The organism is Shewanella vaxholmensis (genome assembly GCF_031932135.1).
Classification (GTDB): Bacteria; Pseudomonadota; Gammaproteobacteria; order Enterobacterales; family Shewanellaceae; genus Shewanella; species Shewanella hafniensis.
Genome location: NZ_JAUOEV010000003.1, coordinates 98,811 through 115,650, shown reverse-complemented (window position 1 = coordinate 115,650; position 16,840 = coordinate 98,811). Strand labels below are relative to the sequence as shown.

The 16,840-nt window shown below is 44.5% G+C and carries 16 protein-coding genes; all 16 read left to right on the top strand.

Annotated elements, in window-relative coordinates; genetic code table 11:
- Positions 1-124 precede the first annotated feature (124 nt).
- Entirely contained in the window at positions 125-526 is a 402-nt protein-coding gene (locus tag Q4Q46_RS04115) for a flagellar protein FlaG (RefSeq protein WP_311905304.1), read from the top strand.
- 140 nt (positions 527-666) lie between these two features.
- Positions 667-2,022, top strand: a complete 1,356-nt coding sequence (gene fliD / locus Q4Q46_RS04110) for a flagellar filament capping protein FliD (protein WP_311905303.1) — start codon at positions 667-669, stop codon at positions 2,020-2,022.
- Between the two features lie 110 nt (positions 2,023-2,132).
- Entirely contained in the window at positions 2,133-2,486 is a 354-nt protein-coding gene (locus Q4Q46_RS04105) for a flagella biosynthesis chaperone for FliD, FliT (protein ID WP_113939463.1), read from the top strand.
- 8 nt (positions 2,487-2,494) lie between these two features.
- Positions 2,495-2,905: a flagellar export chaperone FliS gene (gene fliS / locus Q4Q46_RS04100; protein ID WP_261271471.1), complete on the top strand. Its 411-nt coding sequence runs from the start codon at positions 2,495-2,497 to the stop codon at positions 2,903-2,905.
- Positions 2,906-3,191: 286 nt separating this feature from the next.
- On the top strand, positions 3,192-4,625 hold the full coding sequence (locus Q4Q46_RS04095) for a sigma-54 dependent transcriptional regulator (protein WP_311905302.1): 1,434 nt from the start codon (positions 3,192-3,194) through the stop codon (positions 4,623-4,625).
- Between the two features lie 109 nt (positions 4,626-4,734).
- Positions 4,735-5,817, top strand: a complete 1,083-nt coding sequence (locus Q4Q46_RS04090) for a sensor histidine kinase (RefSeq protein ID WP_311905301.1) — start codon at positions 4,735-4,737, stop codon at positions 5,815-5,817.
- The gene (locus tag Q4Q46_RS04085; RefSeq protein ID WP_311905300.1) at positions 5,810-7,153 is read left to right on the top strand and encodes a sigma-54-dependent transcriptional regulator; all 1,344 of its coding nucleotides are present in this window, start codon (positions 5,810-5,812) and stop codon (positions 7,151-7,153) included. The genes Q4Q46_RS04090 and Q4Q46_RS04085 overlap by 8 nt, the downstream gene beginning before the upstream one ends.
- 231 nt (positions 7,154-7,384) lie before the next feature.
- Positions 7,385-7,720 carry a flagellar hook-basal body complex protein FliE gene (gene fliE / locus Q4Q46_RS04080; RefSeq protein WP_006082407.1) on the top strand — a complete coding sequence of 112 codons (336 nt, stop codon included), beginning with the start codon at positions 7,385-7,387 and terminating at the stop codon, positions 7,718-7,720.
- Between the two features lie 45 nt (positions 7,721-7,765).
- Entirely contained in the window at positions 7,766-9,448 is a 1,683-nt protein-coding gene (fliF, locus tag Q4Q46_RS04075; protein ID WP_199850926.1) for a flagellar basal-body MS-ring/collar protein FliF, read from the top strand.
- On the top strand, positions 9,441-10,493 hold the full coding sequence (gene fliG, locus Q4Q46_RS04070; protein ID WP_028761189.1) for a flagellar motor switch protein FliG: 1,053 nt from the start codon (positions 9,441-9,443) through the stop codon (positions 10,491-10,493). The genes fliF and fliG overlap by 8 nt, the downstream gene beginning before the upstream one ends.
- Positions 10,480-11,496, top strand: a complete 1,017-nt coding sequence (fliH, locus tag Q4Q46_RS04065; RefSeq protein WP_311905299.1) for a flagellar assembly protein FliH — start codon at positions 10,480-10,482, stop codon at positions 11,494-11,496. Before fliG ends, fliH begins: the two co-directional genes overlap by 14 nt.
- On the top strand, positions 11,465-12,802 hold the full coding sequence (gene fliI, locus Q4Q46_RS04060) for a flagellar protein export ATPase FliI (protein ID WP_220590729.1): 1,338 nt from the start codon (positions 11,465-11,467) through the stop codon (positions 12,800-12,802). Before fliH ends, fliI begins: the two co-directional genes overlap by 32 nt.
- 29 nt (positions 12,803-12,831) lie before the next feature.
- Positions 12,832-13,278, top strand: a complete 447-nt coding sequence (fliJ, locus tag Q4Q46_RS04055; RefSeq protein WP_006082402.1) for a flagellar export protein FliJ — start codon at positions 12,832-12,834, stop codon at positions 13,276-13,278.
- A gap of 262 nt (positions 13,279-13,540) precedes the next feature.
- Entirely contained in the window at positions 13,541-15,151 is a 1,611-nt protein-coding gene (locus Q4Q46_RS04050) for a flagellar hook-length control protein FliK (protein WP_311905298.1), read from the top strand.
- 88 nt (positions 15,152-15,239) lie between these two features.
- Positions 15,240-15,767, top strand: a complete 528-nt coding sequence (gene fliL / locus Q4Q46_RS04045) for a flagellar basal body-associated protein FliL (protein ID WP_311905297.1) — start codon at positions 15,240-15,242, stop codon at positions 15,765-15,767.
- 39 nt (positions 15,768-15,806) lie between these two features.
- On the top strand, positions 15,807-16,835 hold the full coding sequence (gene fliM, locus Q4Q46_RS04040) for a flagellar motor switch protein FliM (RefSeq protein WP_006082398.1): 1,029 nt from the start codon (positions 15,807-15,809) through the stop codon (positions 16,833-16,835).
- Positions 16,836-16,840: the final 5 nt, after the last annotated feature.

The window sequence follows — 16,840 nt, the reverse complement described above, 5'->3', positions numbered from 1 at the left end:
GTAGTAAGCAGATTAGTAGCTGTTTGAAGATAAAGCTGAAGCGTGTAGTTTTGTGCTTCATCTGTGAGGTTAGTACTTTCTAGCAGTACCAGAGTACATAGGTAAGTGTGACTAAGAGGGTGGCATGATGGATATTAATTCAGTTAGTACATCTAATGTAGTGGGGCTGAAGACAGAGCTTAAACTAGCTCCTCCACAATCTCTTCAGCAAGAGTCAAGTGGTTCAATAAAGCCTTTGTTTGGCGAATCAAACAGCGTGAACATGGTAGAAGATGGCAAGTCTACAAAAGATACTAAAACGAATGTTGGGCAGTTAGATAAGGTTGCGAGTGACCTGACGGATATGGTAACTATGATGCGTAAGGGATTAGCATTTAAAGTTGATGCGAGTTCTGATAGGCCTGTTGTCAGTGTTATGGATATAGACTCTGGCGAAGTGCTGCGACAAATTCCTAGTGAAGAGGCGCTTGCCTTGGCTGAAAAACTGTCTGAAGTGACTGGTGCATTAATAAAAACAGAAGTTTAAGTTGTAGTTTTTAATATGCATTGATGAGAGGTTCAATCTAAAGTGGTAAGCTATTCACATTAACTGAAGTGTTGGCGTGAATTTTGCTAAATTATTGACTATGCGTTTTGTAAATTTTTAGACGCAGATCAGAGGTGGATATGGGATTAACATCATTGGGTGTAGGTACTGGCATGGACATCGGCGGCATTGTAACCGCTCTAGTTAATACAGAAAAAGCGCCTAAAGAAGCCAAATTCAATGCTCAAGAAGGTAAGATAAATACTCAGATCTCTGCTCTGGGGGCATTGAAAAGTGCAATGTCTGATTTCTTGGAGAAAATAAAACCTCTATCTGATGCTAAAACTTTTACAGGTTTTAAGAGTGCGCTTTCCAATAAAGATTTTATGACCGCAACAGTTGACCCGACTGCAGTAGCTGGTAACTATAAAGTTATTGTTGAACAGTTGGCTGAAAGCCATAAATTAGGTTCTACAGCAGTTACAGATGTTACGGCTCCAATAGGAAGTGGCTCATTAAGTCTGACAGTGGGAAGTGAGAGCTTTAATGTCGCTGTTGGTGCAGAAGACTCTCTGCAAGACATTATGAAAAACATCAATGCTTCTAAAGATAATGTTGGAGTAACTGCAACCATTATTAAGGGCGATAATGGTGCTCAGTTGGTTCTTACATCTAACAAGACTGGTGCGGCTAATGTAGTGCAAGCATCGGCCACGGATGACGCTGGAACAGCACTTTCAGATGTTTTTGCGATGACAGAATTACAACCTGCAAAAGATGCAATTTTGTATGTTGATGGTTTAAAAGTGACTTCTGATTCAAACGAAGTAAAAAATGCGATTACAGGTATCAACTTAACATTGACGGATGCTAACAAAGATAAAACAACGACACTCAAAATTGAACCTAATCGTGAATCTTCTAAAACAGCTATAAAAGATTTTGTTAATTCATACAATGAGTTAATGAAAACGATGTCTGGCATGTCAGGCTATGATCCCAAAACTAAGAAAGCAGGTGTATTGCAAGGTGATTCTGTTATTCGTGGTGTCCAAAACCAGATGAGGGGTGTGTTGTCATCAACGAGTGGTGATAGTGGCTCTATGATGTTAGCGAATCTGGGCATTAAAACCACTCAGACGGGGAGCCTTGAGATTGATGATAAAAAGCTTGATGAAGTGCTAAGTAAAGATATTAATGCCGTATCCGACTTTTTTTCAGCGGAAAAAACTGGGTTTGGTACACGAATGAAAGATGTTACTGACTCCTATGTAAAAACAGGGGGGATTTTAGATAGTCGAGATGAAAGTTTAGATACTCAACTTTCTCGTATTACCGATAGCCGTGAGAGTCTTGCCTTAAAAATGAAGGCCTATGAAGCTAGGTTATTAAAGCAGTACAATGCTATGGATTTGATTGTTGGCCAGATGAACGCTCAAGGTAGTATGCTAACTCAGCGACTCGACTCTCTTCCTGGGCTTGTGAGCAAACGATAATATTATATCAGCCAAATTGTCCCTACCGTAAGATAGATTTACACGATGTTTGCCAGTTTTTGGATTTTATGAGTTTGTTATCTAAAGTGGCAGAGTAAGAGATTTTATTTATGCATCATAGCCAAATTAATACACAGAATGTTGTTAGCACATTAGATTCTCTTAATGAGCAAATGAATGAAATCATTAGACAAGTGACTACATTATCAATAGATAATGAAAATATTGATTTTTTGGTATTAAAATTGCAAGAGTTTGTTGGCCAGCGTCAATTATTACTTGAGGCTTTGGTTGCAGATGAGCAATTTGTTGACAGAGATTATTTGCAGTTACAGTTTTCATTAACTCAAGCATGTACAGAGAAAGCCAATGTTTTCTTACTGGACAGGCAAGCTCTATTGCATGCTGGTAGTAATAGTCAACGTCATATCAATGTATACAAGTCGATAGATGCAAATAGGTAGGTACTAATATGAGAGGTTCATTACAGTCATATCGTAAGGTTTCTTTAGAAAGTGAGATAGCAGTGGCATCGCCTCACCGCATTATTCAAATGATGTTTGCTGGTTTGCTTGAGCGTTTGGCTCAGAGTCGATATGCAATAGAGCAGCGTGATTTTGCAAAAAAAGGGCTTCTTATTGGCAAATCGCTAGGGATTATCGCGGGGCTGAATAGCTGCTTAAATATGGAAGCTGAAGGCAGTGTTGCTTACAATCTCAGTAATTTATATGATTTTATGTTGCGCCGTATTTCAGAGGCGAATTTGAATAATGATGTTAAAGCGATTGATGATGTAAGTGACATAGTTCGTACTCTAAAAGAGAGTTGGGATGCGATTCCTGCAGATAAACATAATATTTCTGCGCATTCTGAAGCGGGTTAATATCTTATTTGGTGATTAAAAAAAGACGCACTGGTTGCGTCTTTTTTTTGGCTCAAAGTCAAATGTTTGACGTTTTTAACTAGAATCATGGCATAAATGAACTAAAATCAATTCAGTTTGGCATAAACCTCATCTGAGGCTTGCTTCTCGTCTGCTGATAATACAATATTCATCAAAGTAGTGATGGTGGCACAGATTGTTACATTGAATTTGTTAAGCTTTTACAGCAACTAATCATAAATAATTAATGCGAATTAATACATATTAGAGCTTTACGGCCTACTGAATGATGCAAACAGATCAACGAATTTTACTTATCGGCCCCTCATCAGAGCGATTAAATCGCCTGTGTTGCATTTTTGATTTTTTAGGTGAGCAAATTGCACAAATTGACGCCGAAAAATTAAGTGCTAGCCTCCAAGATACTCGTTTTCGAGCTTTAGTTATCCTAACTGATGTTATGGATGCTGATGCACTTAAAAACATCGCGGGTCAACATCCATGGCAACCTATGCTGTTGCTTGGCAACGTTGACGATCTGCAAGTGTCTAACATTCTAGGAAATATTGAGGAACCTTTAACCTATCCTCAACTCACTGAATTATTACACTTCTGCCAAGTATTTGGCCAAGTTAAGCGTCCTCAAGTACCCACAAGTGCGAATCAAACTAAGTTATTCCGAAGCTTGGTGGGGCGCAGCGATGGTATTGCTAATGTTAGGCATTTGATTAATCAAGTAGCGACATCTGAGGCAACCGTGCTTGTACTGGGTCAATCGGGTACAGGTAAAGAAGTGGTCGCCCGTAATATCCATTATTTGTCTGAGCGCCGTGATGGCCCTTTTATCCCAGTGAACTGTGGTGCTATACCACCAGAGTTGTTAGAGAGTGAACTTTTTGGCCATGAGAAGGGATCATTTACTGGGGCAATATCCTCTCGTAAAGGCCGTTTCGAATTGGCTGAAGGCGGCACACTATTTCTCGATGAAATTGGTGATATGCCATTGCAGATGCAAGTTAAATTGCTTCGTGTACTGCAAGAACGGGTATTTGAGCGTGTTGGCGGCACTAAGACCATCAACGCCGATGTGCGCGTTGTAGCAGCGACACATAGAGATTTAGAAACCATGATCAGCGTGAATGAGTTCCGCGAGGATCTCTATTACCGCCTAAACGTATTCCCGATCGAAATGCCCGCGTTGTGTGATCGCAAGGACGATGTGCCTTTGCTATTACAAGAGTTGGTGAGCCGAGTCTACAACGAAGGCCGTGGCAAGGTGCGCTTTACGCAGCGTGCGATTGAGTCTTTAAAAGAGCATGCTTGGTCGGGTAACGTGCGTGAGCTGTCTAATTTAGTCGAACGCCTCACCATTTTATATCCGGGTGGATTGGTTGATGTTAACGATTTACCCGTTAAGTATCGCCATATCGATGTGCCCGAATATTGTGTAGAGATGAGCGAAGAGCAGCAAGAACGTGATGCATTGGCTTCTATCTTTAGTGATGAAGAGCCGGTTGAAATCCCTGAGACACGTTTCCCAAGTGAGCTACCGCCTGAAGGTGTGAACCTTAAGGATTTGTTAGCAGAACTGGAAATCGACATGATACGTCAGGCACTAGAGCTGCAAGATAACGTTGTTGCTCGCGCGGCTGAGATGCTAGGAATACGTCGTACAACGCTAGTAGAAAAAATGCGTAAATACGGAATGACCAAAGATTAGTTTTCTATTTTATTGTTATATAAGTCGTTTTAACCTCTAAAGTTCAATTTCTAATTTGGCATAGATACTGCAGTCACTCCGTCATAAGCAATTTTTTGACGGAGTGACTATGTCAGCCAACCCACTAGCGCAAATTGAGTCATTCAAGCACACTAGCAAACAATGGAACCAACTGCGTGAGGCCGCTAATATGTCCAATCGAATGGAGCATATTTTACAGGCTATGCCATCCGGCGTGGTGATTATCAATGGCGACGGTATAGTCACGGATGCCAATCCGGTTGCAGTTGAATTACTTGAGCGCTCCTTGTGTGGCGTTCGCTGGATTGATGTGATCCACAGTGCCTTTGCGCCACAGGATGATGATGGCCACGAAGTGTCACTGCGTAATGGCCGCCGCGTTAAGTTAGCAATTACGCCACTGACGCCAGAGCCTGGTCAATTAATTGTGTTAACTGATCTGACTGAAACTCGATTATTACAGAAAAATCTATCCCATCTACAACGCTTATCTGCACTGGGTAAAATGGTTGCGACCTTGGCACATCAAGTGCGCACGCCTTTATCTGCCGCTTTGCTATATGCCTCTAATCTTGCAAGTCCTAAGTTATCCGATGCCGCTAAAGCGAAATTCCAGCAAAAGCTTGTTGATAGACTCAATGAACTGGAGCGTCAGGTTAACGACATGCTATTGATGGCGAAAGGCCGTCAGGATGAACTGGGAGATTTGATTACGCTTGCTGAGGTTATCGACAATGTATTGGCAAATTGTGAGCCAATAGCGGCAAAGCAAGGCTGTGACTTGTCATTTGATGATGCATCAAGCAGTTCGATGTTAGCCAATTCCAATGCTTTAAGCTCGGCGATTAATAATTTAGTCATGAACAGCATAGAAGCCGGCGCCACTGAGATTCGTATTCAGGCGAAAGAAGAGGGCGATCAGTTACTACTGGATGTCATCGACAATGGCAAAGGTTTAGATGCCAATATGCAGCAGAAGGTACTTGAACCTTTCTTTACGACTAAGTCGCAGGGAACTGGGCTCGGGTTAGCGGTTGTGCAATCTGTGGTGCGTAATCATGGAGGACAACTGCAATTAAGTTGCTTACCGAATAAAGGCTGCACTGTGTCTTTAGTCTTCCCTCGGGCTAAATCTGCGGTGATATTACCTTTGGAGATTACCCATGTCTGAAGCAAAGTTATTGCTCGTTGAAGATGATGCTTCATTGCGTGAAGCCTTGTTGGATACCTTAATGCTGGCTCAGTATGAGTGTGTTGATGTTGCCTCGGGTGAAGACGCTATTCTAGCTTTGAAGCAACATCAATTTGATTTAGTCATTAGCGATGTGCAAATGCAAGGTATTGGTGGGTTAGGATTATTAAATTTCCTACAGCAACATCATCCTAAGTTGCCAGTGTTGCTGATGACAGCTTATGCCACGATTGGTAGTGCGGTGGATGCCATTAAATTGGGTGCTGTCGATTACTTAGCCAAACCTTTTGCGCCAGAAGTCTTGCTCAATCAAGTGTCCCGCTATTTGCCGTTAAAACAAAATGTGGATCAGCCAGTTGTTGCCGATGAGAAGAGTTTAGCTTTATTGGCACTGGCTCAGCGGGTTGCGGCTTCTGATGCATCGGTTATGATCTTAGGTCCAAGCGGCTCGGGTAAAGAAGTCTTAGCCCGTTATATTCATCAACACAGTAGCCGCGCCGATCAAGCTTTTGTGGCCATTAACTGTGCTGCAATTCCCGAGAATATGCTTGAAGCCACGCTTTTTGGTTATGAAAAGGGTGCATTTACGGGTGCCTATCAAGCATGTCCTGGGAAATTTGAGCAGGCTCAAGGCGGCACTTTGCTGCTAGATGAAATCTCTGAGATGGATTTAGGCTTACAAGCTAAGTTATTGCGGGTATTGCAAGAGCGTGAAGTTGAGCGTTTAGGCGGCCGTAAAACTATTAAGCTCGATGTGCGCGTGCTTGCCACATCCAATCGAGACCTAAAAACCGTGGTGGCGGCAGGTGGCTTTAGGGAAGATCTCTACTATCGAATCAACGTGTTCCCATTAGCTTGGCCCGCATTAAGTCAACGTCCAGCGGATATTTTACCCCTTGCACGCCATTTATTGGTTAAGCATGCCAAGGCATTGAATGTCGCCGATGTGCCTGAGTTGGATGAAAATGCACGTCGACGTTTATTGAGTCATCGCTGGCCGGGGAACGTACGTGAACTCGACAATGTGATCCAGCGGGCTTTGATATTAAGAGCCGGTCAAGTGATCACCGCCAATGACATTATTATCGATACGCAGGATGTGGTTTTAGGCGGTGAAGACCTAGATCAATTTGCTGCTGAGCCAGACGGTTTAGGCGAAGAACTTAAAGCGCAGGAGCATGTGATTATTCTAGAAACCCTTAATCAATGCCAAGGAAGCCGCAAACTGGTCGCTGAAAAACTGGGGATCAGTGCCCGAACTCTAAGATACAAGATGGCAAGGATGCGTGATATGGGCATTCAATTACCAAATTAGTCTTTAAATTCAAGCTATGATATTGCAGCCTCCATATTGATTGTGAGGCTGCATTTTTTGAAATATACCAGCATAAATGTGACCTATTTTATCCAGAATCCTTAGTGTTAACTTCAGGCTTATCCCGTCAATTTATTATCAATCACGACCACTTTAAAACTTGGCCGTTATTTTGCATTGTCCCGTTATCGGTATTTTGATCGTCAAGAACTCGACGACTGGGAGCTCAGCATGCAAATAGGCGCAAATTCATTCCTGCAGGAAATGCAGAAACTCCAAGGCGAGATTACGCCGTCTTTTGGCGTTCAGCCAAATATCATGCAGCAAGTGAATAACACCAGTGGTGCAGACTTCGGTCAGTTACTCTCGCAAGCCGTCGGCAATGTCAGCGGCTTACAGTCGACATCATCAAACCTCGCGACGCGCTTAGAAATGGGAGATACTACCGTCACTTTGTCGGATACTGTTATCGCCCGTGAGAAAGCCAGTGTCGCCTTCGAGGCAACGGTACAAGTACGAAATAAACTTGTCGAAGCCTATAAAGAAATAATGAGCATGCCTGTCTAGGCCAGTGAATAACCCAATTAGCAGGTACGAATCGTGAGCACAGAAATGATTGTCGGATCCAATTCCGGCTTAGCTGACCAAGGTGTCCAGCAAGAACATAAGTCAGGAATGATGGGAAACCTTGGCGGTGTCGATATGATGCGTCAAGTAACTATGATTTTAGCCTTGGCGATTTGTTTGGCCTTGGCCGTATTTGTTATGCTTTGGGCACAGGAGCCTGAGTATCGTCCATTGGGAAAAATGGAAACTCAGGAAATGGTTCAAGTATTAGATGTGCTTGATAAAAATAAAGTTAAGTATCAAATCGACGTGGACGTGATTAAAGTCCCCGAAGATAAATATCAAGAAGTGAAAATGATGCTGAGCCGCGCAGGCGTCGACAGCCCTGCCGCTAGTCAAGATTTCTTGAATCAAGACAGCGGCTTTGGTGTCAGCCAACGTATGGAGCAAGCCCGTCTTAAGCATAGCCAAGAAGAAAACCTCGCTCGTGCAATTGAGCAACTACAAAGTGTTAGCCGCGCCAAAGTGATCCTCGCGTTACCTAAAGAAAACGTCTTTGCCCGCAATGCTTCAAAACCAAGTGCAACTGTGGTTATCAATACCCGTCGTGGCGGTTTAGGCCAAGGTGAAGTCGATGCCATCGTCGATATCGTTGCCTCTGCTGTGCAAGGTTTAGAGCCATCACGGGTGACAGTGACTGACTCTAACGGCCGTTTATTAAACTCAGGCAGCCAAGATGGCGCGTCTGCGACAGCCCGTCGCGAGCTTGAATTAGTACAGCAAAAAGAAGCCGAATACCGCACTAAGATTGAATCGATTTTGGTACCTATCTTAGGTCCTGATAATTTCACCTCTCAAGTCGATGTTAGCATGGACTTTACTGCGGTCGAGCAAACCTCTAAGCGTTACAACCCTGATTTACCATCCCTGCGCAGCGAAATGACCGTTGAAAATAATACCACTGGCGGCTCTTCGGGTGGGATCCCTGGTGCGCTATCGAATCAGCCGCCAATGGAGTCAAATATTCCAGAAGATGCGACTAAAGCGACTGAGTCTGTCACCGCAGGTAATTCGCACCGTGAGGCGACACGTAATTTTGAGTTAGATACCACCATTAGCCATACCCGTCAGCAAGTTGGCGCGGTTCGCCGCATTAGTGTGTCGGTTGCGGTGGACTTTAAACCCGGTGCCGCTGGAGAAAATGGCCAAGTGGCGCGGGTTGCCCGTACTGAACAAGAACTGACCAACATTCGTCGTTTACTCGAAGGGGCAGTCGGTTTTAGCTCGCAACGGGGTGATGTGTTAGAAGTGGTCACGGTTCCCTTTATGGATCAATTGGTTGAAGACTTGCCTGCACTAGAACTGTGGGAGCAACCTTGGTTCTGGCGCGCAATTAAGCTCGGTATTGGCGCGTTAGTGATTCTGGTGCTGATTTTAGCTGTGGTACGCCCTATGCTGAAACGCTTAATCTATCCTGACAGTGTCAATATGCCTGAGGATGGCAGATTAGGTAACGAACTGGCCGAAATTGAGGATCAGTACGCGGCAGATACGCTAGGGATGCTTAATACTCAAGAGGCGGAATACAGTTATGCCGATGATGGTTCAATTCATATCCCTAATCTGCACAAAGATGATGATATGATTAAAGCTATCCGTGCGCTCGTGGCGAATGAGCCTGAGCTCTCTACTCAAGTCGTGAAAAACTGGTTACAAGACAATGGCTGAGAATAAAACGAAAGAAGTGGCTCCAGCGGCCGCACCTGCCTTTAACATTAAGGATATTAGCGGTGTCGAAAAGACCGCGATCTTACTCCTCAGTTTGAGTGAGGCCGATGCTGCATCCATTTTAAAACACTTAGAGCCGAAGCAAGTGCAAAAAGTGGGTATGGCGATGGCGGCAATGGATGAGTTTGGTCAAGAAAAAGTCATCGGGGTACATAAGCTGTTTCTCGATGACATTCAAAAGTATTCTTCTATTGGTTTCAACAGCGAAGAGTTCGTTCGTAAAGCCTTAACCGCCGCACTGGGTGAAGATAAAGCGGGTAATCTGATTGAACAGATTATCATGGGCAGCGGTGCTAAGGGGTTGGATTCGTTGAAATGGATGGATGCACGCCAAGTGGCGACCATTATTCAGAATGAACATCCTCAGATCCAAACCATTGTATTGTCCTATTTAGAACCCGATCAAGCGGCGGAAATTTTTGGTCAATTCCCTGAAAACACCCGTTTAGATTTGATGATGCGGATTGCGAACCTTGAGGAAGTTCAGCCCGCTGCACTGCAAGAGCTGAACGACATCATGGAGAAACAGTTTGCTGGTCAAGGTGGCGCACAGGCCGCGAAAATGGGTGGCCTAAAAGCGGCTGCCAACATAATGAACTACTTAGATACGGGTATCGAAAGTCAGTTGATGGAAACCATGCGCGAGTCTGATGAAGAAATGGCGCAGCAAATCCAAGACTTGATGTTCGTGTTTGAAAACTTAATCGATGTTGATGACCGTGGTATTCAAGCACTGCTCCGTGAAGTACAGCAAGATGTACTGATGAAGGCGCTCAAAGGCACTGATGATCAGCTGAAAGAAAAAATCTTGGGCAACATGTCAAAACGTGCCGCAGAATTGCTGCGTGACGATCTTGAGGCCATGGGCCCAATCCGTATCAGTGAAGTGGAAGTCGCCCAAAAAGAAATCCTGTCTATTGCCCGTCGCTTAAGTGACAGCGGCGAAATTATGTTAGGCGGCGGTGGTGGCGATGAGTTCCTCTAATCCGAGCGACAATAAACCGTCAAATAAGGTCTTGAGCGACGGTGATATTGAGTTTAGTCACTGGGCACTGCCAGATGTGACTGAAGCCGATGACGATTCTATCTCGAATTTGTTCGGCCATTCGAATCATCAAGCCGCTAAGCCGACGACGGTTGAGAGTGTTTCTCCGCCGACGATGGCCGAAATTGAAGACATTCGCGCCCAAGCTGAAGAAGAAGGGTTTGCCGAAGGTAAACAACAAGGTTACGAGCAAGGGCTAGAAAAAGGTCGCTTAGAAGGCTTAGAGCAAGGCCATACCGAAGGGCTCGCCCAAGGGCATGAGCAAGGATTAGAAACTGGTTTAGCTCAAGCCAAAGTTTTACTTTCGCGGTTTGAAGCCTTATTAACCCAATTTGAAAAGCCATTGCAATTACTCGATGGTGATATTGAGCTCTCCCTACTGAACTTGAGTATGACATTAGCTAAATCAGTCATAGGTCACGAATTAAAAACCCATCCAGAACAAGTGCTTTCGGCATTACGCTTAGGTATAGAGTCGCTACCGATTAAAGAGCAAGCGGTGACTATTCGGCTGCATCCTGACGATGTGATCCTTGTCGAACAACTTTATTCCACCGCCCAACTGACCCGCAGTAAATGGGAACTTGAAGTCGATCCGACGTTAAGTGCTGGCGATTGTATTCTGAGCAGTCATCGCTCATTAGTCGATTTAACGCTTTCATCGCGTATCGATACTGTGTTTGAGTCATTACGAAATCAACATGCGCATTTGAGTGATAAACAGCATCAACTGCAAGAGACGATTGAAGCTGAAGATACTGCCAAACAAGTGGCTGTGGCGCTTGAGTCTGAGCTTGATGATCAAACGCCTGATGAGCAAGCTGTCGATTCAGCGAATCAAGGTGCTGAGGATATGCAATCTGCCTCGAACACAAGTGAGCACTTAGATACCCAATCGGATGCCGGAACAGATGCAAAATCGTCAACACCAATTGCTGAATAGGCTGAATCACCATCAGGACAAAGTGCCGCCATTTCGCGCAGTGGCCAGTGGTCAACTCGTGCGTGTTGTTGGCTTAACCTTAGAGGCGAGCGGTTGCCGTGCGCCTGTGGGCAGCTTATGTTCCATCGAAACCATGGCGGGCGAGTTAATTGCAGAAGTCGTCGGCTTTGATGGCGAACTCCTGTATTTAATGCCTATCGAAGAATTACGTGGAGTATTACCCGGTGCCCGGGTGGTGCCTTTAGGAGAACAAACTGGACTCAATGTCGGCTTGTCCCTGTTAGGACGCGTGCTCGATGGCAACGGTGTGCCTTTAGATGGTTTAGGTGCGTTGCAGACAGATCAACAAGCGCCAAGACATAGCGCTGCCATTAATCCCTTATCTCGCCGTGCTATTACCGAGCCGCTGGACGTCGGTGTGCGCGCCATTAATGCCATGCTGACAGTGGGCAAAGGCCAACGTATGGGCTTGTTTGCTGGTTCAGGTGTGGGTAAGAGTGTGCTCTTAGGTATGATGACCCGCGGCACCACTGCCGACATTATTGTGGTTGGGCTGGTGGGCGAGCGTGGCCGTGAAGTAAAAGAGTTTATTGAAGAGATTCTTGGTGAAAAAGGTCGAGCGCGTTCTGTTGTTGTTGCCGCACCTGCAGATACCTCGCCGCTGATGCGCCTGCGCGCCTGTGAAACCTCGACTCGTATTGCCGAATATTTCCGCGATTTAGGCTATAACGTCTTGTTATTAATGGATAGTTTAACGCGCTACGCCCAAGCGCAGCGTGAAATTGCTTTGGCTGTGGGTGAGCCGCCTGCCACCAAAGGCTATCCGCCTTCAGTGTTTGCCAAGCTGCCGCGTTTAGTTGAGCGCGCCGGCAACGGTGGCCCAGGTCAAGGTTCAATTACGGCATTTTATACTGTGTTGACGGAAGGGGACGATCAACAGGATCCCATTGCCGATGCTTCGCGGGCGATCCTCGATGGTCACATTGTCTTGTCCCGTTCGCTTGCGGATTCGGGGCATTATCCTGCGATTGATATTGAAGCTTCTATTAGCCGAGTCGCGCCTATGGTGATCTCCAATGAACATTTGGAAGCCATGCGCCGCGTGAAACAAACCTATTCCTTGTATCAGCAGAATCGGGATTTGATTTCCATTGGCGCTTATGCCCAAGGCAGCGATCCTCGAATTGACAATGCAATACGACTGCAGCCAGCAATGAATGCTTTTTTACGCCAAACCATGCGTGATGCATTTAGCTTTGCCGATAGCCAAGTCATGCTTGGGCAACTTGCCGCTCAGTGCAAATAATGGCGTCATCGAATTAATCGAGGTTTAGTATGGCTAACGCCGATCCCTTGTTGTTAGTGTTAAAGCTCGCCAATGATGCCGAAGAACAAGCGGCGTTATTGTTAAAGTCGGCGCAATTAGAGTGCCAAAAGCGGCTGAATCAACTCAGTGCGCTGAATAACTATCGCTTAGAATACATGAAGCAAATGCAATCCCAGCAAGGCCAAGCCATTAGTGCCAGTCACTATCACCAGTTTCATCGCTTTATTCGTCAGATTGATGACGCTATTACTCAGCAAAATCGCGTTGTAGCCGACGGTGAAAAACAAAAAGAATATCGACAACAGCATTGGTTGGAAAAACAAAAAAAACGTAAGGCTGTGGAATTACTCTTAGCGAGTAAAGAGAAGAAGCGCCAAGTTGTTGAACAAAAACGGGAGCAGAAAATGACCGATGAATTTGCTTCTCAGCAGTTTTATCGCCGTCATCAGCGTTAGTGAAATAGCGCGTTAAATGTTCGGTATCTTCACCATTCACTAGCCCGATATGAGTTCAGTTTTCTGCCGCCGCCCTATGGCGCTGAACATTTGTTCGACTTCTTTCCCTGAGTTTTATTCTTTTCAATATGCCGCAGTAAAAAACTGAAGTTTTGGCATCTTATTTGCTTTGATTTAGTCCATGACCCTGCAACCGCAGTGTTTAATTGACGTTTCTACCTAGCCATTTTCTTTTTCTGCTGGGTGATGTTTGGGAGCACTTATGCAACAAATGACCAATATCCTGTTGAGTAAAACAGGCAACTCTGCGGCCAATTCCGCTAAGAAATCTTCCCAAGAGTCTAATAATGAAGACTTTTCATCTACACTTGCGTCTGTCTCCGCTAGCTCATTTTCTATTTCCGCGCCTAAAAAGGCTACAGCGAATACTGACGATAAAGTGCAGATCGCCTCTACTGATAAAGTAAAAGATAAAGACATATCAACGGATGACGCTGACGTAAATCTCATCTTCGCCCAAATAAGCATGGCAAATGACATGAAGAAAACGGCATCAGAGGGAGAGAGTTTGCCGCTAGTATTTTTAAATGCTGAAGATACTACTGACATGACGGGTAAAGATAATACTGATGCGACATCGGCGGTATTAATCGATCCTTCATTAGTATCAGCTATTTCTGCCGATGTTGAGCAGGCATCAGATGCAATGGTTGATGAAGTGGGCTTCTCTGCTGAATTACAAAAATTAGTTTCTACTGCGTCAGATGTGCCAGTGGCTGTATCTGCTGATAATGATGTTAAGTCAGTCCCTTTGACTGATAAGCCACTCGTTCAGATTCTTCCCATAGATCCAATAATTACAGCGTCAGTGGATTCCGATGCTGTTATTGACCCCAATTTGATCGATGATGCTGCTGAATTACAGATAGAAGACACAGAACTTGTTGTTACTACTCAAATGGGCGTTAGCATAGATGAGCCTTTAGTCGAGAATGAAGTCACACTTAACGCTATGGTTAATCAAGCTGGTTTAACGAATAGCTCAACGACAAAATCGACGATGAGCACTTCGCCAAAGTCATTTGCTAGTGCCGCGAGTACTCCGATATTGGACAGTCTCAATACAGGTAACGTTTCTACCTCGGCAAATACTTTTGAACTAAATACTTTAGGTTCTGCTGTTTCATCTGAATCATCGGCTACTCAGTCTGTAACAGAAAGTGATCTTGATGGAAGTCTTAATCCTGAACTGGCTGCTAACCTATTACTTAAAGATGCAAAATTGACCGTTGCGATGGATATTCCCCGAGATGAAAATTTTATTGATGATGGCAGTACCTTCTCAGATATTAAGTCTACATCATCAATCCATACACTCTCGATGTCACAAGTAAATCGCCAAGAAACAATGCAAGTTCAATTGTCATTACGCCAAGGTGTCGATCAACAAAACCAAATGCAAGAGATGATCCAACGGTTTTCACCTGTGATGAAGCAACAGTTGATCACTATGGTGAGTCAAGGTATTCAACATGCAGAGATTAGGCTCGATCCCCCCGAGCTTGGGCATATGCTGGTAAAAATTCAAGTGCATGGCGAGCAGACCCAAGTACAGTTCCATGTCACTCAGACACAAACGCGTGATCTGGTTGAACAAGCTATGCCAAGATTACGTGAGTTACTGCAAGAACAAGGGATGCAATTAGCGGATAGCCATGTGTCTCAAGGTGGCCAAGGTGAACGTCGAGAGGGGAGTTTTGGCGACGGTGGCGGTTCAAGTGGGGCTGATGTGGATGAAATCTCGGCAGAAGAGCTACATTTAGGTTTAAATCAAACCACTAGTGTAAATTCAGGTATAGATTATTACGCTTAAGTAGGTAACCTATAGCAATGATTAAACATAATGACGTTTTGGTTAATCAGAATCGTCATTTGTTCCGCCTAAATTAAAGAGAATAGTGATGGCTAAGGAAGAATCGTTAGAACTTGAAAGTACCGAAGAGCCTAAAAGTAAGAAAAAACTGTTTATTTTTGTTGGCGTAGGTGTTCTTATCGCTCTCTTAATCGGTGCTGGTATCTGGTTTTTTTTGGGGAGTAATTCTGAGGAAGTTCCTGTCGCTACGGCTGATGGAGTTGTTCAGGCTGAAACTCCTGCCACCGGAGATTTAGCCATAGCATCCTATGTGCCTATGCCACGCCCTTTCCTATTCAATTTACCAGGGCCTGACAGAGCACGTTTAGTTGAGATCAAAGTCCAACTTATGGTGCGTGGTACCGATGATGATGTGCTGACACAAAAACACATTCCGTTGATTGAAGATGCGCTTTTAACGACTTTCAGTGGTGCTGATGTGCAAAAACTCAGTACGCAAGCGGGTAAAGATGAGTTACGCCAGTTAGCACTCTTAAGTGTGCAAAATACTCTGCAGTCGGTCACTGGCCGTAAAGTTGTCGAGAAAGTACTATTTACCGGTTTTGTAATGCAATAACCCTTTAACTTCAGCACCAAAAGAGGCGAAGGCAATATAGTGAGTGATTTATTAAGCCAAGACGAAATTGATGCGCTATTGCACGGGGTTGATGACGTCGATGATGACGAAATTGATGCTGTTGGAGAAGATGCACGTTCCTACGATTTCTCTTCCCAAGATCGAATAGTTCGTGGGCGTATGCCGACGCTGGAAATTGTGAATGAGCGTTTTGCGCGCCATTTGCGTATCAGTATGTTTAATATGATGCGCCGTGCGGCCGAAGTGTCGATCAACGGTGTACAGATGCTCAAGTTTGGAGAGTATGTACATACGCTATTCGTTCCTACTAGTTTGAATATGGTACGTTTTAGTCCGCTCAAAGGTACAGCATTGATCACCATGGAAGCCAGATTAGTGTTCATCCTAGTGGATAACTTTTTTGGGGGAGATGGCCGTTTCCATGCCAAGATCGAAGGGCGGGAATTTACGCCTACTGAGAGACGTATCGTACAGCTATTGCTTAAAATAATTTTTGAAGATTATAAAGATGCGTGGGCACCTGTGATGGATGTGGAGTTCGATTATTTGGACTCAGAAGTCAATCCGGCCATGGCCAACATTGTCAGTCCTACTGAAGTTGTCGTGATTAATTCATTCCATATTGAAGTTGATGGTGGTGGCGGTGATTTCCATATCACTATGCCGTATTCCATGATTGAGCCGATTCGCGAGTTGCTCGATGCGGGTGTTCAAAGTGATAAGCAAGATACTGATATGCGTTGGTCGCAGGCATTGCATGATGAAATCATGGATGTGAAGGTCGGGTTCGATGCCAACATTGTGGAACATGAATTAACGCTCAAAGATGTAATGAATTTTAAAGCGGGCGATATTATTCCGATTGAGTTACCGGAATATATTATGATGAAAATCGAGGATTTACCGACATATCGTTGTAAAATGGGCCGTTCTAGAGATAACCTAGCACTTAAAATATATGAAAAGATCCCTCGGCCAGAAACTGTTAAATCCGAGCTACAATTAGTGACGCGCAAGGGTAAATCTCGCGATATATCAGAATTATAAGGTGA